Here is a 20,583-nt window from a genome sequence, read left to right on the forward strand (position 1 = left end):
AATGCGCGCCCGCGTTTTCGAGCCAAGGGTAAACCAAAGGTAAAACCGTCTCTGCAACCCACTGAAGACGCGACGTCACCCATCCTGTCCACGCGTGGACAGCTTTTCATTTGCCTCAGAAAAAACTCTGCGGATCAATATCGATCGCCATGCGCAAATCGCCGGTCAGCTTGACCTGACCGACCCAGTCCGCCAGCGCCCCTTGCAAGGCCACGCCCTTGGGCGCCTTCACCAGCAGCCGCACCCGATGCCGCCCCCTCACCCTTGCGATGGGCGCGGGCGCAGGCCCCCAGACAACCGCATCGACCCGCCTCAGGGCGGCATCGTTTCGGGCCAGATAATTGCCCAGATCAAACACCTTTGCCACGTCCCCACCCGACAGAATGATGCCCGCCAGCCGCCCATAGGGCGGCATCCCGGCCAGACGCCGCTCATCTGCCTCGGCCTTCCAGAACGCCTCTTCATCGCCCGCCAGAATGGCCCGGATCACCGGATGCTCGGGCTGAAAGGTCTGCAACAGCGCCTGCCCCGGCTTTTCCGCCCGCCCCGCACGCCCCGCCACCTGCCGCATCAATTGAAAGGTCCGCTCGGCTGCGCGCAGGTCCGACCCTTGCAGGCCCAGGTCCGAATCGATCACGCCTACCAGCGTCAGGTGGGGAAAGTTGTGCCCCTTGGCCACCAGCTGCGTGCCGATGATGATATCCGCCCCGCCCGCCGCAATCGTCTCGATCTGCGCCTTCAGCTCACGCGCCGTCCCGAACAGGTCCGAAGACAGCACAGCTATCCGCGTGTCGGGAAACTTTGCCGCCGCCTCTTCGGCCAACCGCTCCACCCCTGGCCCCACAGCGGCGAGCTTGCCCTCGACCTGACAGGATGGGCAGATCTCCGGCACGGGTTTGCTTTCACCACACTGATGACAGATCAGCCGTTTGAGAAAGCGATGCTCTACCATGCGCGCATCGCAATGATCACAGGCTATCTGTTCGCCACACGCCCGGCACAGGGTCACCGGCGCATAGCCACGCCGGTTCAGGAACAGCAGCGCCTGTTCGCCCTTTTCCATCCGCGCCCGAACCGCCGCCTGCAAGGTCGGCGAAATCCACGTCCCCGAGGGCAGATCCTCCGCCCGCATGTCAATCGCCCGCATCTGAGGCATCACCGCCGGACCAAAGCGCGAGGTCAGCACCAGCCGCTTGTACTTGCCCGCATCCGCATTGGCCCAGCTTTCCAGCGCGGGCGTGGCCGAGGCCAGCACCACCTGCGCGCCCAGAATGGACGCCCGCAACACCGCCATGTCGCGGGCGTTGTACAGTACGCCATCCTCTTGCTTGTAGGACGTGTCATGTTCCTCATCGACGACGATTACGCCAAGGTTCTGGAACGGCAGGAACAGCGCGGACCGGGCACCGACCACCACCTGTGCCTTGCCCTCACCGACCATACGCCAAACCCGCCGCCGTTCGGTCATCGTCACGCCAGAGTGCCATTCGGCCGGGCGCGCGCCAAAACGCGCCTCGACCCGTGTCAGGAACTCTGCCGACAGGGCAATCTCCGGCAGCAGGACCAGCGCCTGCCGCCCCTGCCGCAGTGCCTCTGCCACCGCCTCCAGGTAGACCTCGGTCTTGCCCGACCCGGTCACGCCTTTCAGCAACACGGTCTCATAGCGGCCGGCCCGCTGACCGGCGCGCAAGACCTCTGCCGCGGCAGCCTGATCCTCTGTCAGTTCCTTGCCGCCATACTCCGCGTCCAAACGGGGAAAGGCCGTGTCGCGCGGTGTGTCCTCCTCAAGGATCGCGCCGCTTTTGACCAGCCCCTTAACCACCGACGGCGTCACCCCGGCCGCCTCTGCCAGCTCCTTCAACGTCAGTGACATGCCGCCCATCTCACGCGCCGCATCCAAAACGCGGGTACGCGCGTCGGTCATGCGCGGCGGCTCTCCATCGCCCAGTCGGTAGACCTTGCGCATCGACGGCGGATCGCCCAGCCCCGGCGCCCGCGTCGCCAACCGCAGCATCGCCGTCAAAGGGGTCAGGGTGTAGGCGGCGGACTTTTCGATGAACAACCGCATCTCTTCGCGCATCGGGGCGACATCCAGCACCCGGTTCACGGCGCGAATCTTTGACAGGTCGAAATCGCCGCGCCCAGGCCCCCAGACAACGCCCAGCACCTTGCGCGGCCCCAGCGGCACCTCGACGTAGGCCCCCAGCCAGCACCCGCCCTCAGGCGCGCGATAATCCAGCACCCGGTCCAGCGGCTGCGTGGTCAGCACGCCCACCAGCGCGCCAGTGTCAAAGAAATCCGGTGTCTTGCTTGGCATGTCCATGGCGTAATTCCCCACGCGCAAAAGGCCAAGCCGTCACGGCTGGGCACAACGACTTTCTTTGCCGAGGCCATTCGATTATTCGGTCGGCTGGACAGTGCCAGGAACAGGAAAAGGGGCTGGCAGAAGGTTCTGCGTCAGGGCCGATCCGATGGTTGGGGGCGCTGCCCCCGTCTCCCTTTGGTCGCCTCCCCCGGGATATTTTTGGCCAGAAGAAATTGGGAGAATGCCGTGATTACTTCTCTGAAGAAAGACCCGCTGCGGAGCATCCCAACCGCGCGACCCAGCCGAATGACATCTATTGCGCGCCATTTCTGGCATGTACCGCGAAGTGGGGGTCTGTCACATCACCCCATCAGACGTTCGGTTCACCCTGCAGGCCCAGCAGCTTGCGAAACCCGGTCCAGTAGCCCGGCAGTTTGGGCGGCGCGTTCAGCCCCGCCAACGCCTCATCGGCCCAGGGCGTCATCTCACGGCCAACGAAATCCCGGCCCCAATCAAGGTAGGCCGCCGCATGATCCGGGCGCAACCGGCAGGCCGAGCCGACCAGTCCCACCAGCGTCTCTGCTGGCGAATACCATTCGTCCTGAATACCCGTCACGCGTGTCTGCATCAGCGGTCCGATCACGCGCATCAGGCGTTTGTCCGAAAAGGTCAGCAGCATCCTGCCCATTTCTTCGCGGCTGTAGTGGATCAGCGGCGGAAACGTGTCGAAAAACACCGCACTGCCGTCAATGATCCCAAAGTTGCGAATCGAGGGGTGAAAGCCGATCCGGCCCTCCTGCGCTGCTGCCCAATGCCAAAAGCGGGCGATGACCTGCCCTGCCGCCTCCATCATCTCCAGCGTGGTGGACACCGGCGCGTCTTGCATCATGGGGCGCATCAGGCTGTCCATAGGCAGCGCCTCTTGTACGATCACCGGCACCTTGGTCCCGTCCAGGTCGAGCAGATGAAACTCGGTCTGCGGCATGGGAACGCCGCCCGCCAGCAGCGCGTCGACGTAATCGTCGTGGCACTGATTCAGTCTTTCCAGCGCCGCAACGTCACGCAAGCCGCGATAGACTTTGATCACCTTGTCCGACAGCGGACCGCTGGCCGGGCGGAAGGGCGCGCAGAAATAGCCAAGGCGGGAAATCGTCTGCCCCCGCGCCTGAGCGTCGGAGCGGATCAACTGGGAAAGTGCGTCAAGATCGGTCATCGGGCGTCTCCTTGGCGCCCCTTTACCCGGTCCCAAGCCGCTCCGCCACCTCCTGCAACAGCGCCGCGATTTCATCCCGGGCGGGTGATTTGCCGCCCTCATGCGCACCGCGCCCCTGCCCCAGCGCCTCGGCATAGCCGACGCGGTTGCCTAGGCTGGCCCGCGCCACCTCTGCCCCAAGACGTGATGCTGCCTCTGCCACTTCCGCGTTCAGACGCGTACCCACGCGGGTCCGGTTCATCACCAGCAGCGTGGCACAGTTTTCCCGCGCGGCCAGATCCAGCACGCCTTCGGTCGCCCACAGATCCACATGGCTGACCGCCACCGGCACCACCACCAGATCCGCCACGCGCAGCGCCGGGCGCAGATCACTGTCCGCCTTGGGCGGGGTGTCGATGATGACAATGTCGTTGGAGGCCGATAGCTTGCGCACCTCGTAGGAAATGCCCCAGGCAGAGGAGGTCGCAAATTCCAGCCCCTCGCAGGTCTCTGGCGCATTTTCGATCCGGGTCATGAACCACCGGCCAAGACTGCCCTGCGGGTCAAGATCCACCACCGCGACACGTTTGCCCTGACCGTGAAAACCCAGCGCCAGATGCGCCGCCAGCGTCGTCTTGCCGCTGCCGCCCTTTTGCTGCGCAACCGTGATCACCCGTCCAGCCATGACATCCCCCGCACACCACCTCAACGGACCTTGCACCCCAGCGCGCGGGGAATCCAGTCCCTCCGGCGGATTGATTCACCTCTCGTTAACCAATCCGCCCCTACCTTGGTAAACAATGCCTTAACGGAGGCGCGGCCGCGCAGCACAGATGTCCCCAGTCGTCCGTCTCTTTGCCTGTTCCGTGATCAGCTGCCTTGTCGCCTCTTCGGCGCAAGCCGGGGCGTGGCCGCGCAAGCAGGGCGACGGTTTTGCCAGCTTGTCCATCCGGCTGGGCTGGCCGCAGGACATGGGCACATGGACATCAATGGACCCGACGGACGACTATTCGACCCTCTACATGGAATACGGGTTGACCGACCGGCTGACCGTTGGCGCGGATATCGGCCATTCGGTGTCTGGCAGCGGCAAGTCGGTCCTGTTTTTCCAATGGCCTGTGCGGCAGGCCGAAAAGGGTCCGCAGATCTCTGCACAGTTTGGTTTGGGCATCATTTCGGGCAAGCGCGTGTTGCGTCCCGGTCTATCGCTTGGCTGGGGCCTCAAGACCGGCTGGTTGTCGATCGACAGCGTCGCCGAAAGCTATGTCGACACGGGCCGTACCGATCTCAAGCTGGACATGACATGGGGGCGCAACCTGTCCAAGGACCGCAAGCTGATCCTTCAGGTTCAGACCGGCCAGCCCGATGGGCGCGATCCCTTTGTCCGCGTGGCGCCATCGCTCGTGCTGCCTCTGCGGGGGCCGGTGAAACTTGAAACCGGGGTTACATGGGGGCTGACGGGTGACACGTTTATGGGGCTCAAGTTCGGTGTCTGGACCGACTTCTAGATCTCACGAAACGGTCTCTTTCGGCCGGGGACGGTGGGCGGGGCAATGCGCGCAGCGCGCGCGAGCGCCGCTCCCGTCCCGCACCGTCAGGTTGACAGGCCCGGCGCCGGGATCACCTGGACCCCGGATATCCGCCACGCGCCATCCACCTGCTCCATACGGTATTCCACGATATAGCTTTGGCCGCCGGTGTCCTGAATCAGCACCTGTTGCCACAGGCCGCCGTCGATCTCGCGCAGAGGACCAAAGCGCACATCCTGCGGACGCCAGACCATCGGATAGCCTTGCTGCACCATCGCGCCAAAATTCTCTGGCGTGCGAAAGGTTCCCCGAATGCCCGGACTGGCAAAGCCAAAGGCCGTCACGAAATCATCGCTTTGAAAGGCGTCGATCTGACCCTGAATAATGCCTTGGATCTGCGGGTTGGGCGTCAGGGCGTCCTGCGCCCGGACCGCCCCGGCAAGGGCGGCCGCCATGGCCAGCCCGATCAATATTTTACGCATGGTATCCTCCTCGCGGCTTTCCCAGAGGTAGGCCGCGAGGCGCAACTGTCACAATCACGAAGCGGCGATGCCCAAATCGACCGGGCTTGTCAGCCCAGTTTACCCGCCAGCCCTTTTTCGATCAGCGCCACGGTTTCATCGACACCGTAGAGCGCGATGAAACCGCCAAATCTCGGTCCCTGGCTCTGACCCAACAGCACCTCGTAGAGCGCCTTGAACCAATCGCGCAGGTTCTCGAACTCATGCGCCTTGCCGACGGCAAAGACCATGGATTGCAGCGTTTCGTCATCCGTCGCGCCATCATGCGCCTTCAACTGCGCGGCCAGATCTGTCATCGCGGCGCGCTCTTTGTCATCCGGTGCGCGGAAGGTCTTGTTCGGCAGAACGAAGTCTTCGCAATACTTCACCGCATATCCTGCCGCCGCATCCAGATCCGGATGGGTCTGTGCCGTGGCGTCGGGCGCGTAGCGGCGGATAAAGCCCCACAGCGTGTCCTTGTCGTGGGCCCCTGCCGCGCTGGCAAGGTTCAGCAACATCGAGAACGGCACAACCATCTTCGATTCCGGCACATCGCCGCCGTGAATGTGCCAGACCGGGTTCGACAATTGCGCCTTTAGATCCTGCGTCGCGTAGGCGCGCAGCTGCTGGTGGTATTCGTCCATCGCCTTGGGAATGACATCGAAATACATCCGCTTTGCCGTCTTGGGCTTTTGGAACATGAAATAGGACAGAGACTCGGTCGAGGCATAGGTCAGCCACTCATCGATCGAAATGCCGTTGCCCGACGACTTGGAAATCTTCTGCCCCTTGTCGTCAAGGAACAGCTCATAGGTGAAATGCTCGGGCGCCTTTGCCCCCAGCGCCCGGCAGATGCCGTCATAAATCGGCGTATTGGTCGAATGGTCCTTGCCGTACATCTCGAAATCGACACCCAGTGCCGCCCAGCGTGCGCCAAAGTCCGGCTTCCACTGCAACTTTACGTTGCCGCCGGTGATCGGCAGCGTCCATTCGCGTCCGGTCTCATCGTCAAAGGTGATCTCGCCCTTTGCCGCATCGACGTTTTTCATCGGGACATACAGCACGCGACCCGTTTCCGGGTGGATCGGCAGGAAGATCGAATAGGTCTGACGACGCTCCTCGCGCAGCGACTTCAGCATGATCTTCATCACGTCGTCATAGCGTTCCGCGGCCAGCATCAGCGTCGCGTCGAACTGGCCGGTGCGATAGAATTCTGTTGCCGAATAAAACTCATAGTCGAACCCGAAGGTATCGAGGAACCGCCGCAGCATGGCGTTGTTATGATCGCCAAAGCTGTCGTGTGTGCCAAACGGATCGGGCACCGATGTCAGCGGCTTTTGCAGGTGCTCCTGCAACATCTCCTGATTAGGCACATTGCCCGGAACCTTGCGCATCCCGTCCAGATCGTCGGAAAAACAGATCAGCCGCGTCGGAATGTCAGACATCGTCTCAAACGCGCGACGGATCATGGTGGTCCGCAGAACCTCACCAAAGGTGCCGATATGCGGCAAACCCGAGGGACCATAGCCGGTCTCGAAAAGCACATAACCCTTTTCGGGGGGCGCTTTTTCATACCGTTTCAGGATCCGGCGCGCTTCTTCGAACGGCCAGGCCTTGGCACTCATCGCCGCATCGCGCAGATCGGACATTTCGGTTCTCCTTGGGGAAATGTTGCGCGCGCTTCCTATTGCTCCTTGGGGTCTGCGTCAATAAATTGCGCTGCATCGCCGCAAACAACCCGAGGCCCAAAATGACCGATGACACCCAACCGCTCAGCCCGCAGGATTGCCTTGTGGCGCTGATGATCGCCGTCTCGGCCTCGGACGAGAACGTCCGCACCGCCGAGTTGATCAAGATCGAAAGCGCCGTGAACATGCTGCCGATCTTTGCCGACTACGATGCCGACCGGGTCCGCACCATGTCCAGCTTAATTTTCGAACTGTTCGATCAGGAAGACGGACTTGATGCGCTGTTCGGGCTGATCCGCGACAACCTGCCCGAACGACTGTTCGAGACGGCATATGCGCTGGCCTGTGACGTGGCCGCCGCCGACGGCACGCTGCGCGAAGCAGAACTGCGCCTGCTCGAAGAGATTCGCTATGAGCTCAATCTTGATCGCCTGCACGCCGCCGCAATCGAACGTGGCGCCCGCGCGCGGCACCTTCAGCCCTGACGAAGCAGGGTTTGGCTGAAACTCTCATCAAACCGTTGCATAAATCCCATATCCGAAAAGCTTGTTTTCCTTGGAATCCGCAAGGTCGGGAATCCCCGACTGACCGGCGGTTAACCGCGTAGTAGGGTCCCTTCAGGCATTTTTTTGCCGAAGCTGCCAAGCTTGTTACCTGGAGGGACATATGAATCGTTTTTACGCTGCCGCGCTTGCCGTGGCCCTACTCTGTCTGACCCCATTGATGTCCATGGCCGCGCCACTTGTGGCCAAGGTTGATGTATCAACTCAGACAATGACCGTGATCTACAACGGTCAGGTCGCCTATCGCTGGCCCGTGTCCACCGCCCGCAATGGCAAGATTACGCCGCGCGGCCAGTGGAACGCCTATTGGCTGTCCAAGCATCACCGGTCCAGCATCTACAACAACGCGCCGATGCCTTTCGCCATCTTCTACAACGGGGATTATGCGATCCACGGCACCGATCAGATCAGTCGCCTTGGCCGTCCCGCCTCTGCTGGCTGTGTGCGCCTGCATCCCGAACATGCGGCCCTGCTGTTCAAGCTGACCCAGCAAGTCGGCAAAAAGAACATGAAGGTCGTGATCGACAACTGAGTTTTGTCCCGGCAGCTTGGCGCTGCCCGTCAGACCAAAGGCCCCGTACCCATTACGGGGCCTTTTTCATGCCTGCATCCCGTGTCTGCGTCTCAGGCCGGATCGCTTTCGTACAGCACGCCCCAACGTTCGATCAGTCCCTGTTGCAGGATCTTTGCACGGCTGTTCCAACTGCGCCCGCCATCGGGCCGTTCACGCTGCGCCTTGGTCAGGGCGTCGCGGCGCGGCAAGTCGGTGGCAAAGATTGCAAAGACCAGTTCGGTGCCATCCGGCAGGTCGATGAACCCGGCCAACCCGCTGACAAAGTTCAATGTCCCGGTCTTTGCCCGCACCTTGACCGGGTGATCCTCAACCACGGCATACGAGTCGTCGCGCATCGGAATATCCTTGAGCAGCGGCTTGATCCCCATGGTCATCCGCAAGGCGCGCAGGCATCCCATCATTTCACGCGCGCTGATCCGGCTTTGATCGCCCAGCCCGGAATGGTCGACTAGCGCAAGGCCCGACACTCCCAGCCGTGTTTGCGCCCAGACGTTCATCTCGGCCGCGGAGGCCGCCAGCGAGGCAGGAACGACGCCGGTCCGCTTGACCGTCGCCGCAAGGCCCACCGCCTCTGCCGTCAGGTTGGTCGACCATTTCAGCATGTCGCGCAGGATGATCCGCAAGGGCTGGCTGTCATGGCTGGCCAGCACCTCGCCCGCAGGCAGTGCCGCGGCAGTTTTGGCACCACTGACGCGCACGCCATTGGCCGCCAGCATGGTTTGAAAAACCTCACCGGCATAGGATTCGGGTTTCTTGACCGGCAGCCAGCGTGCGCCGCCATCGCCCAGCGCACCACGCGCCACGGTCCAGTTGTCGCGCCCGCCCGCGTCCTCATAGGTATAGACTGGAAGGCTGCGATCAATCAGCGCCATGCGCGCCATCAGCACATCAGGCCGATGTGCGCTGGATCGTGCCTGCATCGTGACTGCATAATCCGCCCCGGCGCGGCGCCATTCGAAATGCACCCGGTTATAGTTCAGGTTCAGACCCGACACCGAGGGATTATAGCCCACATGATCCGGCTGGCTGGCGTCTATCCCGGGCAGTGACGGCAGCGCCCCGCCCCAGACCTTTAGCCCACCTGTCACGCCGGTCACGCCCGCCGCGCTGACCGCCTTGGCCAGATCGGCCAGCGCGTCGGTGTCCAGCGTCGGATCGCCGCCGCCCGCCAGCACCAGATCCCCCTGAACAACACCGTCCGTCACCGGGCCGGTGGCGATCACGCGGGTGACAAAGTGATGCGCCGGTCCCAGCACGTCCAGCGCATAGCCAGCGGTCAACGCCTTGGCCACGCTGGCCGGAGGCAGGTCCACATCCGGGGAATGTGTCTCCAGCAATTCGCCGTTCTGCAACCGGGCCACGGCAAAACTGACGTCGCCGTCCAGCGCCGCGCGTTCAATCAGCGCCTCGGCGGGGGGCTGTACCCGTTTGCGGAAATCATCTGCCCGCGCCACCGGGCGCAAGGAGGTGTCCGGCGCGCGCGCCCAGCCGGGCAACGCCCCGCCTAGCGCCAGCCCGGCAGTCCCTCCCATGAAGGCACGTCTGGAAAAGCCTTTCGTCATGCGCGTGATCTAAGCGAATCCCGCACCTGCGGGCAACTGACAACTGGACCGCAGCAGTTCACGATTTGCGCCCTGTTGCCCAGCGGCCCATGGCCCGGATCGCGCTGGAGCTGACGTCCATCATCGGGATGTTCACAAAACACCAGGCGGGTGCGTCGGCCGCGCCCAGCAAATGCGACGCCCCTGCCGGGATGCGTGCCGCCCGAAATATCCGCGCCGCGGGCGAACTGCGCGCGGCGATCCGCAAACCCGGGCGCGCCAGAACTCCCACCGGCACTGTCCTCAGAATGTCCTTCCAGTCTTCCCAAAGGTGAAACTGCGCAAGATTGTCTGCCCCCATCAACCAAACAAACTGAACGTCGCGGAACTGCTGTTGCAGGCTGGCCAGAGTTTGCGCCGTGTAGCGTGTGCCTAACCGCGCCTCAAAATCGCTGATCCGGATGCGCGGGTGATCCACCAGCGCACCAGCCGCCGCCATCCGGTCCGCCAGGGGTGCCGGAGGATTGGGTTTCAGCGGATTCCCGGGACTGATCAACCAGACAACAAGATCCAGATCAAACCGCTTCAGGGCCTCCCGTGACAAATGCAGATGGCCCTCGTGAGGCGGATCGAACGACCCGCCCAGCAGCCCGACCCGCGCGCCCCTTGGTAGGGCAGCACCGCCCAGACATCTGCCCATTTCTGTTCCGTGATCCATCTCTGGTGGCACGCGGCGCCCCTCCTGCGTCCCAAGCAACGCGCCCCCGATACGCGCTTGGGGTCGCCTCCGCAAGAATACCGCGCGCGCCCGCCTCTGATTGCACCTGTCCCGGCAACGCGGTACTCCGTGCCGAACAACGCACAAGCGCGCAGGAGCGGATCATGGCCTCGTACCAGTATGTCTATCACATGGATGGCGTCTCCAAGACCTATCCGGGCGGCAAGAAATGCTTTGAAAACATCCGCCTGAACTTTCTCCCCGGTGTCAAGATCGGTGTCGTCGGCGTCAACGGCTCTGGTAAATCCACCCTGATGAAGATCATGGCCGGCCTCGACAAGGATTTCACCGGTGAAGCGTGGTCCGCCGAGGGCGCCAAGGTGGGCTACCTCCCGCAGGAGCCGAAACTGGACGAAACCCTGACAGTGCGCGAAAACGTCATGCTGGGCGTGGCCTCAAAGAAGGCCATCCTCGACAAGTACAACGAACTGGCGATGAACTATTCGGATGAAACCGCCGAAGAGATGGCCGCGCTGCAGGATCAGATCGACGCAGAAAACCTGTGGGATCTGGACAGCCAGATCGACGTCGCGATGGAGGCCCTGCGCTGCCCCGCTGATGACGCCGATATCACCACCCTGTCAGGCGGTGAAGCGCGCCGTGTCGCACTGTGCAAACTACTGCTCGAAGCGCCCGACATGCTGCTGCTGGACGAACCGACCAACCACCTTGACGCTGAAACCATCGCCTGGCTGCAAAACCACCTGATGGAATACAAGGGCACGATCCTGATCGTCACCCACGACCGCTATTTCCTTGATGATATCACCAGCTGGATCCTCGAACTGGATCGCGGTCGCGGCATTCCGTATGAGGGCAACTATTCGGCCTGGCTGGAACAAAAGGCCAAACGCCTCAGCCAAGAGGCGCGTGAGGACAAGGCCAAGCAAAAGACGCTGGAACGCGAACTGGACTGGATGCGGCAGGGCGCCAAGGCACGCCAGTCGAAATCCAAGGCCCGGATCAGCGCCTACAACGACCTTGCCAACCAGTCAGAGCGGGAAAAGCTGGCCCGCGCGCAGATCATCATCCCCAACGGCCAACGCCTTGGGTCGCGCGTGATCGAGGTCGAAAACCTGACCAAGGCCATGGGCGACAAGCTGTTGATCGAAGATCTGTCCTTTTCGCTGCCGCCCGGTGGCATCGTCGGCGTGATTGGCCCCAACGGCGCGGGTAAATCCACGCTGTTCAAGATGATCACCAGTCAGGACAAACCCGATGCGGGCAGCATCGAACTGGGCGACACCGTGCAACTGGCCTATGTCGACCAGTCGCGCGATGACCTGTCGGCCAATGAAACCGTGTGGGAGGCGATCTCTGGCGGGGCCGAACTGATCAAGCTGGGCGATGCGGAAATGAACTCCCGCGCCTATTGCTCGGCCTTCAACTTCAAGGGCGGCGATCAGCAGAAAAAGGTCGGCCTGCTGTCGGGGGGTGAACGCAACCGGGTCCACATGGCGCGGCTGTTGAAAGAAGGGGGCAACGTCATCCTGCTGGATGAGCCGACCAACGACCTTGACGTCGAAACCCTGCGAGCGCTGGAGGATGCCCTCGTCGACTTCGCCGGTTGCGCCGTGGTGATCTCGCACGACCGTTTCTTCCTTGACCGGATCTGCACGCATATCCTCGCGTTTGAGGGTGAGGCGCATGTGGAATGGTTCGAAGGCAACTTCGAGGAATACGAAGAGGACAAGAAACGCCGTCTGGGGGCAGATGCGCTGGAACCGAAGCGGGTGAAGTTCAAGAAGTTTGTGCGCTAAACGCCCGTATTCAATGCGGCAACGGGGTGGGCGGATGTCTTTGGAGGTCCGCCCCTTCGTCCTTCAGACGGAAGCAAAACAACCCAGCGCCGGGCCGTGTACGCCGATATCCAGCGGGCCGAAGACGCTGTCCACACACAGGCTGAAATAGCCTGCCGTCGGCATGAACAGGACCGAATAGTCGCCGTCAGACCGGGTCACGCTGTAGCAGATCCCTGTCAGTCCACCGCTGAAATTCACCGTGATGGGCCGGGGGCGCCGGACCCGTAGGCGGGCGAAGTCTTCCAGCAGCAGACGATCCCCACGCCCCCGCACCGCAAAGCCCGCCAGTTCGCCGTCCACCAGACGGGTCACCCGGGCCGCAAGATCCTCAAATGTCATGGGGCTCAGAGTAAGGCCCGGCGTACAAGGTTCAAGCCCGCGACCAGCAACACCAGCAGCGTCGCACGGCGAAACGCCTTTTGGTCGATCCGGTCCTGCCCCTGCTTGCCGATCCACATGCCCACCAAGGCCGGAGGCAACAGCAGCACTGACAGCCAGACCGTCTTGGTGTTCAGTACGCCCGATCCGATATGCGCCAGCGTCAACGCCACCGCGCCCAGTCCATAGATCACACCCTGCACACGCATCTGCTCACGCTTTTCGGTGCCCAGTGCGGTCAGATAGGCCACCGTCGGGGGGCCCCAGATGCCGGAAAATCCGCCGATGAACCCGGCGAAGGCCCCAACTCCGATCTCCAGCCCCCGATGACCGCTATCCGCCACCCGTGGCTGCCAGCCCGCCAGTTGCAGGATCGCAAAGACGATGATCGGCCCGCCGATCATCAACAAAAGGACCTGGGTCGGAACAACGGCCACCAGCTGCGCCGACAACAGCAACATGACAAAGGCAATCCCCAGAAACAGGCGGAAACGCCGCACGGATTGCATGGCCGCCTGCGGCCCTTGCGCCAAGGCCTGGACACCATTGGCCAACAGGGTCGGCACGATCAATCCGGCCAGTGCCAGTTCAGGCGCAATCAAGCTGCCCAGCCCGGACACAAGGACCATCGGCATGGCAAATCCGACAAGCCCCTTGATAACGCCCGAGAGAACCGCAATTCCAACGGCACAAAGCAGGATAAATGGAGAAAGTTCAGCAAGGATTCCGGGCATGATTTACGTCATAGCATATGACCAAACGACTGCACGTCGAATCTTTTACGCGCAACAAATGAACAACAAAGTATGTCTTTACGTATTTTTGTTGCGCTGCACTTGCAAAGTAGCTAGGACCATTGAGACTGCAGAACCGGGCTCACCCCAAGACGTTCCGCACCGAAAAAAGAGACGCGCTCTGGTCCCGTTCCGGGCCGCCATGACAAGGCCAGCGCACCAAGAAAGGACCTGATTTGATGGCACATGATGGACAAGACCTGACACTCGACAGCGTGATTCTGCCGGATCTTCTGACACTTACCGGCGCGGCCGTCGCCCCTGTCGAGGCAATTCTGGAAACCGCCCGAGGCCATGTGCGCGATAGGGTCATGGCCGATGGCCGCGTTTCCGGCGCGCTGGTCGAGCAAAACCAGTTCGCCGCGCACGGGCTGGCCTGGCTGGCGACCTATGTCGAATCGTTGCGGCAGATGCAGCATTGGGCCACGACCCTGAACGGCGAAGGCAGCTTTGGTGAGGTCGAACAGCTGTTGCACCAGATCGCCTTTGGCGAGTACCTGTCGCAGATCCACGGCGGCATCCAGATGAACCAGGGCGAGATCGTACGCCTTGCGGACATGGGCCTGAATCAGGACGAACGCCGCGTCATGCTGACCGCCGAGGTCGAGCATCTCATGCAACACGGCAACAACCCCGGCGCCCGTGCCCGCCTTGTGGAATTGATGCAGGAACGCCGCGCCGAGGTGACGGTGGGGCGTACTGGCCTTGATGAAGAACTGGAAATGATCCGCGATCAGTTCCGCCGCTACGCCGTCGAGCGGGTTGAGCCATATGCGCACGAATGGCACCTCAAGGATGAGCTGATCCCGATGGAAATCATCGAGGAATTGGCAGAGATGGGCGTCTTTGGCCTGACCATCCCGGAGGAGTTTGGCGGTCTGGGACTGTCCAAGGCCTCGATGTGCGTGGTCTCAGAGGAATTGTCGCGCGGCTATATCGGTGTCGGCTCTCTGGGAACCCGCTCCGAGATTGCCGCCGAACTGGTCATCGCGGGCGGCACGCAGGCGCAAAAGGAAAAATGGCTGCCCCGTCTCGCCAGCGGAGAGACCCTGCCAACAGCCGTCTTTACAGAACCTAACACCGGCTCTGACCTTGGCGCGCTGCGGACCCGTGCGGTCAAAGATGAGAACGGCGACTATCGTGTCACCGGCAACAAGACATGGATCACCCACGCCGCCCGCACGCACATCATGACGCTGCTGGCGCGCACCGACACCTCGACCGACAACTACAAGGGTCTGTCGATGTTCATTGCCGAAAAGACCGCCGGCACCGATGCGGACCCGTTTCCCACCGAGGGTATGACCGGCGGTGAAATCGAGGTGCTGGGCTATCGCGGCATGAAGGAATACGAACTGGCTTTTGACAACTTCAAGGTCAAGGGTGAGAACCTGCTGGGCGGTGAGGAAGGCAACGGCTTCAAACAGTTGATGGAGACGTTCGAATCCGCCCGCATCCAGACCGCCGCCCGGGCCATCGGCGTGGCGCAGTCGGCGTTGGACGTGGGCATGCAATACGCCATCGACCGCAAGCAGTTCGGCAAATCTCTGATCGACTTTCCGCGCGTGTCCGGCAAGCTGGCGATGATGGCGGTGGAAATCATGATCGCGCGCCAATTGACCTATTTTTCGGCCCGCGAAAAGGACGAGGGCCGTCGTTGTGACCTTGAGGCTGGCATGGCCAAGCTGTTGGGCGCGCGCGTGGCCTGGGCCAATGCGGACAACGCGTTGCAGATCCACGGTGGCAACGGCTTTGCGCTGGAATACAGCATCAGCCGCATCCTCTGCGATGCCCGTATCCTGAACATCTTTGAGGGTGCAGCAGAGATTCAGGCACAGGTGATCGCGCGCCGCCTGCTGGCCTGAACGCGGACACCAGACCGGGACAAGGCCTCGCCATTTGGCGGGGCCCTTTTTCGTTCATCGCTGGCCCCTTGTGCAGCCGGTGATGACCAAGGGGCAGTCCGATGCCGAAGCTGATCCTGATCAAGGCAGGCTATTCACCGACGTGTTTTGAAGCCGACGAACACAACATCGGAGCCGATCCATGAGCTACAAAGCCACCCTCACCGCGATGAAACCGCAGGTGAAGTCGTTCAACACTGCGATCGCCGACACAGCACAGGGATTTGGTGCGATTGCCAAGAGCGTCTCAAATGACGGCGCGCTGACCCACAAGGCCAAGGAACTGATCGCCTTGGGCATCGCCGTGGCGATCCGCTGCGAACCCTGCATCCTGTTCCATACAGAGGCATTGGTTCGACTGGGCGCAACTCGCGAAGAGATCGCCGAAACGCTGGCTGTCTGTGTCGAAATGGGCGGCGGCCCCGGCGTCATGTACGGCACCAAAGCGCTGGCCGCATTTGACGAATTCTCCGCCTGAACAGCGGACTGCATCGTGTTTGCAAAGGGGCCCCGTTGGGGGGCCTCTTTGTTTGTCCGCCGGGTCGCGCCCCGGTTTGTCCCTGCGACAGCCTGCCGCGACGGGATCACATTCCAATACCGTTATATAACTGCAACCACAGTTAATGGATGGATCAGATGACCCGATTTATTGCCCTCGCCCTTGTTCTTGCCGCCGCCCCCGCCTTTGCCCAGCACGGCCAGTCCGGCGCACATTTCATCGAAATGTGGGATCTGGACGGCGATGCAAAAGTGACCGCCGAAGAGGCCGCAGAGCGCCGCAATGACGTTTTCACCGCCTTTGACAGCGATGAAGACGGCTTTCTGGACGCCGAGGAATATGTGATGTTTGACGCGGCCCGCGAGGCCGACATGGCCGAAAATGGCGGACACGGACGCGGCGCCATGATGCGCGCCGCCGATGGCATGTTGCTTGCCCACAATGACACCGACAACGACGGCAAAGTCAGCCGTGAGGAGTTTGTCGGCAATGCCGCCGCCTGGATTGTCGCAATGGACAAGAACGAGGACGGCGCGGTCACCACTGCCGACTTTGGCCGTGGAATGGGCATGGGCATAGGCAAGAACTGACCCCCTGACACGCCAAGGGGCGGGGATATCCCCGCCCTTTCGCTACCGTCCGGTGAAATGTCTTGCCGCCGCTTATCCCCGCAGCGTGCCGCCGGTAGCCTTGCTGACTTTCTCGACGATCTTGGCAGAGATCGCCTCGATGTCCTTTTCCTTCAACGTCTTGTCAGTCGGTTGCAGACGCACTGTGATGGCCAGAGATTTCTTGCCCTCCCCCAGGCTGCCGCCGATGAACTCGTCGAAGACGCGCACGTCCTCAATCAGCACCTTGTCCGCACCGACGGCGGCGTTGACCAGTGTCAGCGCCTCAACATCCGCATCGACGACAAAGGCAAAGTCGCGTTCAACCGCTTGAAGATCGTTCAGTACCAGGGCCGCCCGTGTCGCACCGGATCTGCGCGGCATCGGCACCAGTTCCGGCCAGATCACAAAGCCGACGGCCGGGCCTTTGACGTCCAGCGCATCCAGCACCTTGGGGTGGAGTTCCCCAAAGACGCCCAGCGCCTTTTTCGGGCCAAGACAGAAACGGCCATGCCGCCCGGGATGCCACCAGCCTTCGCCGCCGCGCAGGATCTGCGTCTTGGCAGGTGCGCCAATGGCCGCCAGCACACCTTCGGCGTCCGCCTTGGCGTCAAACAGATCAACCGGACGGGCGGAGCCATGCACGTCCTTTGGTCCGGTCCGGCCCACCAGAACCCCCGCAACCTGCAGATGCTGCTCGCCCGGCTCACCGCCGTCGAACACATGGCCGACCTCGAACAGCGCCACATCGGCAAAACCGCGCGCCTGATTGCGGGCGGCCGCCTGCAACAGTCCGGGCAACAGTGAGGGCCGCATATGGCTCATCTCTGAACTGATCGGATTGGCCAGTTTATGAGCGTCATCACCGCCGCCAAACAGCGCCGCCGCCGCCTGATCGACAAAGCTGTAGGTCACGCATTCATTGTAGCCCAGCGCCGCCACGGTGCGGCGCGCACTGCGCTCACGCACCTGCATGGGTGACAGGATGGGCCGCACCACACCTTCGGACAGACGCGGCAGCGGCTTGACCTGAAGTTTGGTCAGCGAGGCGATGCGCGCCACTTCTTCAACCAGATCGGCCTCACCCATCACGTCGGGACGCCACGACGGCACATGCGCCATGTCGCCGTCCATGCGAAAGCCCAGCGCCGTCAGAGTGGCGCGCTGCGTGTCGGCGGGGATTTCCATGCCGACCAGCGACACCACATGATCTGTGTCCAGCTTGTAGGCGCGGTCTGTGTTCGGCACCTCACCCGCGACGACAACCTCAGACGCCTCACCACCGCAGAGATCAAGGATCATCTGCGCCGCGTCTTCCATTGCCTGCATGTTGTAGGCCGGGTCGATGCCGCGTTCGTTGCGATACCGCGCGTCCGAATTGATCTTGAGCGCGCGACCGGTGTGGGCGATCTGGATGCGGTCCCAAACGGCGGCCTCCAGGAAGACGTTGACCGTTTCCTCGGTACAGCCTGTCGCCAGTCCACCCATGATGCCGCCGATCGACTCGACCCCCTCGGCGTCAGAGATCACCACTTGCCCATCGGAAAAGGCGTAGTCCTTCTCATCCAGCCCGACCAGCGTCTGACCGGCCTTGGCGCGATGGATGCGCAGGGCACCGCCCTTGACCTTATCCGCGTCAAAGACGTGCAGCGGGCGGTTGCGGTCGAAGGTGAAGAAGTTGGTCACATCAACAAGCGCCGAAATGGGGCGCAACCCGATGGCGCGCAGTCGGTCCTGCAGCCACTGCGGGCTTGGCCCGTTCTTGACGCCCTTGATCAGCCGCCCGGCAAAGATGTGACACCCGCCGTCGCCCGCCGTATCGGCGTCGCCGTCGCCCGCCGTATCGGCGTCAATGGTGACGGCAATCGGACAGGGGAAGCCGCCCTTGACCGTCTCAACCTTGAGCGGTTTCAACGTGCCCAGCCCCCGCGCCGCCAGATCGCGCGCGACGCCGTGGATGCCCAGCGCGTCCTGACGGTTGGGTGTAATCGCAATCTCGATCACCGGATCGACCTTGGCCGGATCATTCTGCGCCAGCCAGTCGGTGAACTTTTGCCCGACCTCGCCCGAGGCCAGTTCGATGATGCCGTCGTGATCCTCACCCAGCTCCAGTTCCCGCATCGAGGCCATCATGCCGTGGCTCTCAACCCCGCGGATATTGCCGACCGACAGGGTCACGTCGAGGCCGGGGACATAATCGCCCGGCTTGGCCAGAACCACCGTGATCCCCGCCCGCGCATTGGGCGCGCCGCAAACGATCTGCTTTTCGCCGTCGTCGGTCATGACCTTGCAGACGCGCAGGCGGTCGGCGTCGGGATGCTGTTCGGCCTCCTGCACCTTGGCAAGGGTAAAGGTGGACAGCGCCTTGGCCGGGTCCACGACCTCTTCGACCTCCAGCCCCAGATCGGTCAGGGCCTCGGCGATCTCGTCGACCGTGGCGGTGGTGTCGAGGTGCTCTTTGAGCCAGGAGAAGGTGAATTTCATCGGATCGTGCCCCGCCTATGCGTCTGTTGGCGCGTGCTTAGCGGATCGGCCCGTGGGTGAAAAGAGGCGCGCGCGCTCAGTCGCGAAACCGGTCTGCCAAATCCTGCGTGTCCCCCATCGCGGCCAGTTTCAGCTCGCGCACCAGCCGCAAGGTGGGCTTGAGCGCGAAACAGGCCGACCCGACGACAAAGAACCAGATCGCCACCGTTTCCCACGCGTCCCAGAAGAACAGCACCGACCCGATGAGAAAGCAAAAGGCCGCGATGAAATCGACAATGGTGTGGGCGATCTCAAACGCGGCGTAGACGCGGCGCGACTCTGCGCTGCGCTCGCGATTTTCATGGGAAAACAGGGGCATGAGCGTGTGCGTCGGGACGGTATCAGCGGATGATCGCGCGGACCGAATAGCTGAGCGGGTCAAAACAATCGCCCATCAGCAGCGTAAAGGAGGTCGGGTAATTGGGCTTGTCGAACTGCAACAGCGCGCGCCCCCACTGATTGTTGGGCTGCGCGTTGTAGGACATGGAGCCAAGGCAATAGCCCGGCCCTTTGCCGATCCAGAACGCCTCATGCACGCCGCGATTGTCAAAGTTGCCCGCAAGGCCGGGGATCACCAGCGTCGCCTGATAGCCGTCGAAGTTGCGGAACGAAAACACCGCCGCGCCGTCCGTTTCCTCTTCATAGACAAAGGCCCCGATGTCGCTGTCCCAGACCTCATCGGCAAAGGCGGGGGTGGCAAGCAGGGCGGCGAGTGTCAAGGCGCGGAACATGGCAGGTCTCCGTGGGTTGATTGCCGGGAGGGTGGCACGGTTTGCTCGAAAAGGGGAGAGGGATTGCGTTTGTCAGGAGCTTAAGCCGGTTAGGCACTCTGCCCTTTATTGACCTAAGATTCGGGGAACATATTCAATTTTCTTTGCGGTCACGTCCAGACGATTTCGAGCCAGGTATTTTCTCCCGTCATTATCCTCAGACCAGACTGCGGAGCTTCGCATTAACTGAATCGGAACAATTCATAGTCTAGGCCGATGCTTAAGCTTAGATGCTGTCGAATAGTGACCCATGACGTCCTGTCGAAAGTCCTGCAGCAAATCAAAAAACGCATTGCCTTCTTTTGTTCGTACCGCCTCCAAAACTTCTTCTTCACGTCCATCTTCAATAGCCGCTTTGAATTCAAAAAGCGTATCTTCATAGTCGCATAAACGATGTCGTATGTTGTCAGGTGCAAGCGCATGAGCCCAGTAGTGACAAGCACGAAATTCATCAGCTTCTGCCCAGAAAGGGCTTTGTTGCGCAAAGGCTGGTTGAGGGATTCATCTCGTGAATCCAGCGTGGTAGCTGTCCTGCATGAGCAGACCGATCCCGCCGAGCTACAAGACCAAGAACTGGCCGGCCTACAACGAAGCGCTGAAGCAGCGCGGCTCCCTGACGATCTGGTTCGACCCGG

At 62.0% G+C, this 20,583-nt stretch carries 19 protein-coding genes and 1 pseudogene; 8 read left to right on the forward strand and 12 right to left on the reverse strand.

Annotated elements, in window-relative coordinates; all coding sequences use genetic code 11:
* Nucleotides 1–115: 115 nt before the first annotated feature.
* From CHB90_RS14300 to parA, 3 genes are all read right to left on the reverse strand, one after another.
* Entirely contained in the window at nucleotides 116–2,323 is a 2,208-nt protein-coding gene (locus tag CHB90_RS14300; RefSeq protein WP_245823252.1) for a primosomal protein N', read from the reverse strand.
* Nucleotides 2,324–2,675: 352 nt separating this feature from the next.
* Nucleotides 2,676–3,518: a DUF6206 family protein gene (locus tag CHB90_RS14305; RefSeq protein ID WP_089278554.1), complete on the reverse strand. Its 843-nt coding sequence runs from the start codon at nucleotides 3,516–3,518 to the stop codon at nucleotides 2,676–2,678.
* Nucleotides 3,519–3,540: 22 nt separating this feature from the next.
* Nucleotides 3,541–4,182 (reverse strand): ParA family partition ATPase, encoded by a 642-nt coding sequence (parA, locus tag CHB90_RS14310; RefSeq protein WP_089278555.1) that lies wholly within the window; start codon nucleotides 4,180–4,182, stop codon nucleotides 3,541–3,543.
* Nucleotides 4,183–4,330: 148 nt separating this feature from the next.
* On the opposite strand from parA, the gene CHB90_RS14315 reads away from it, so the two are divergent.
* Entirely contained in the window at nucleotides 4,331–5,005 is a 675-nt protein-coding gene (locus tag CHB90_RS14315) for a hypothetical protein (protein ID WP_089278556.1), read from the forward strand.
* Nucleotides 5,006–5,091: 86 nt separating this feature from the next.
* Here the strand turns inward: CHB90_RS14315 and CHB90_RS14320 are convergent, their stop codons facing one another.
* Nucleotides 5,092–5,508, reverse strand: coding sequence for a DUF4864 domain-containing protein (locus CHB90_RS14320; RefSeq protein ID WP_089278557.1), 417 nt, complete (start codon nucleotides 5,506–5,508; stop codon nucleotides 5,092–5,094).
* 89 nt (nucleotides 5,509–5,597) lie between these two features.
* Nucleotides 5,598–7,175, reverse strand: coding sequence for a lysine--tRNA ligase (locus tag CHB90_RS14325; protein ID WP_089278558.1), 1,578 nt, complete (start codon nucleotides 7,173–7,175; stop codon nucleotides 5,598–5,600).
* 101 nt (nucleotides 7,176–7,276) lie between these two features.
* On the opposite strand from CHB90_RS14325, the gene CHB90_RS14330 reads away from it, so the two are divergent.
* The gene (locus CHB90_RS14330) at nucleotides 7,277–7,699 is read left to right on the forward strand and encodes a tellurite resistance TerB family protein (protein WP_089278559.1); all 423 of its coding nucleotides are present in this window, start codon (nucleotides 7,277–7,279) and stop codon (nucleotides 7,697–7,699) included.
* 181 nt (nucleotides 7,700–7,880) lie between these two features.
* A complete protein-coding gene (locus tag CHB90_RS14335) occupies nucleotides 7,881–8,309 on the forward strand; it encodes a L,D-transpeptidase (RefSeq protein ID WP_089278560.1) in 429 nt (142 codons plus the stop codon).
* A 92-nt stretch (nucleotides 8,310–8,401) separates the two neighbouring features.
* Here the strand turns inward: CHB90_RS14335 and dacB are convergent, their stop codons facing one another.
* Both dacB and CHB90_RS14345 read right to left on the reverse strand, forming a co-directional pair.
* Complete coding sequence (gene dacB, locus CHB90_RS14340; RefSeq protein WP_089278561.1) at nucleotides 8,402–9,913, reverse strand: D-alanyl-D-alanine carboxypeptidase/D-alanyl-D-alanine endopeptidase; 1,512 nt, start codon at nucleotides 9,911–9,913, stop codon at nucleotides 8,402–8,404.
* A 58-nt stretch (nucleotides 9,914–9,971) separates the two neighbouring features.
* Nucleotides 9,972–10,592: a nicotinate-nucleotide adenylyltransferase gene (locus CHB90_RS14345; RefSeq protein ID WP_089278574.1), complete on the reverse strand. Its 621-nt coding sequence runs from the start codon at nucleotides 10,590–10,592 to the stop codon at nucleotides 9,972–9,974.
* Nucleotides 10,593–10,774: 182 nt separating this feature from the next.
* Here CHB90_RS14345 and ettA point away from each other — a divergent pair, with 182 nt between their 5' ends.
* A complete protein-coding gene (gene ettA / locus CHB90_RS14350) occupies nucleotides 10,775–12,430 on the forward strand; it encodes an energy-dependent translational throttle protein EttA (protein ID WP_089278562.1) in 1,656 nt (551 codons plus the stop codon).
* Nucleotides 12,431–12,493: 63 nt separating this feature from the next.
* Here the strand turns inward: ettA and CHB90_RS14355 are convergent, their stop codons facing one another.
* Together CHB90_RS14355 and CHB90_RS14360 are read right to left on the reverse strand one after the other, a co-directional pair.
* A complete protein-coding gene (locus CHB90_RS14355; RefSeq protein WP_089278563.1) occupies nucleotides 12,494–12,811 on the reverse strand; it encodes a hypothetical protein in 318 nt (105 codons plus the stop codon).
* A gap of 5 nt (nucleotides 12,812–12,816) precedes the next feature.
* A complete protein-coding gene (locus tag CHB90_RS14360) occupies nucleotides 12,817–13,584 on the reverse strand; it encodes a sulfite exporter TauE/SafE family protein (protein WP_089278564.1) in 768 nt (255 codons plus the stop codon).
* A 239-nt stretch (nucleotides 13,585–13,823) separates the two neighbouring features.
* Here CHB90_RS14360 and CHB90_RS14365 point away from each other — a divergent pair, with 239 nt between their 5' ends.
* From CHB90_RS14365 to CHB90_RS14375, 3 genes are all read left to right on the forward strand, one after another.
* Nucleotides 13,824–15,509 (forward strand): acyl-CoA dehydrogenase family protein, encoded by a 1,686-nt coding sequence (locus CHB90_RS14365; protein ID WP_089278565.1) that lies wholly within the window; start codon nucleotides 13,824–13,826, stop codon nucleotides 15,507–15,509.
* A gap of 181 nt (nucleotides 15,510–15,690) precedes the next feature.
* Nucleotides 15,691–16,026: a carboxymuconolactone decarboxylase family protein gene (locus CHB90_RS14370; RefSeq protein ID WP_089278566.1), complete on the forward strand. Its 336-nt coding sequence runs from the start codon at nucleotides 15,691–15,693 to the stop codon at nucleotides 16,024–16,026.
* Nucleotides 16,027–16,184: 158 nt separating this feature from the next.
* Nucleotides 16,185–16,637, forward strand: a complete 453-nt coding sequence (locus CHB90_RS14375; protein WP_245823253.1) for an EF-hand domain-containing protein — start codon at nucleotides 16,185–16,187, stop codon at nucleotides 16,635–16,637.
* Nucleotides 16,638–16,709: 72 nt separating this feature from the next.
* On the opposite strand, the gene pheT is transcribed toward CHB90_RS14375, so the two are convergent.
* The 3 genes from pheT to CHB90_RS14390 all read right to left on the reverse strand — a co-directional run bounded on the left by pheT (nucleotide 16,710) and on the right by CHB90_RS14390 (nucleotide 19,909).
* Nucleotides 16,710–19,139 (reverse strand): phenylalanine--tRNA ligase subunit beta, encoded by a 2,430-nt coding sequence (gene pheT, locus CHB90_RS14380; protein ID WP_089278568.1) that lies wholly within the window; start codon nucleotides 19,137–19,139, stop codon nucleotides 16,710–16,712.
* 76 nt (nucleotides 19,140–19,215) lie between these two features.
* Nucleotides 19,216–19,497 (reverse strand): YrhK family protein, encoded by a 282-nt coding sequence (locus CHB90_RS14385; RefSeq protein ID WP_089278569.1) that lies wholly within the window; start codon nucleotides 19,495–19,497, stop codon nucleotides 19,216–19,218.
* Nucleotides 19,498–19,519: 22 nt separating this feature from the next.
* Complete coding sequence (locus CHB90_RS14390; RefSeq protein ID WP_089278570.1) at nucleotides 19,520–19,909, reverse strand: hypothetical protein; 390 nt, start codon at nucleotides 19,907–19,909, stop codon at nucleotides 19,520–19,522.
* Between the two features lie 574 nt (nucleotides 19,910–20,483).
* Here CHB90_RS14390 and CHB90_RS26185 point away from each other — a divergent pair.
* Nucleotides 20,484–20,583 (forward strand): annotated as a pseudogene (locus CHB90_RS26185) (IS5/IS1182 family transposase); the annotation flags it as partial.

Origin of the sequence: Antarctobacter heliothermus (assembly GCF_900188425.1) — a bacterium.
In the GTDB taxonomy this organism is placed as follows: Bacteria; Pseudomonadota; Alphaproteobacteria; order Rhodobacterales; family Rhodobacteraceae; genus Antarctobacter; species Antarctobacter heliothermus.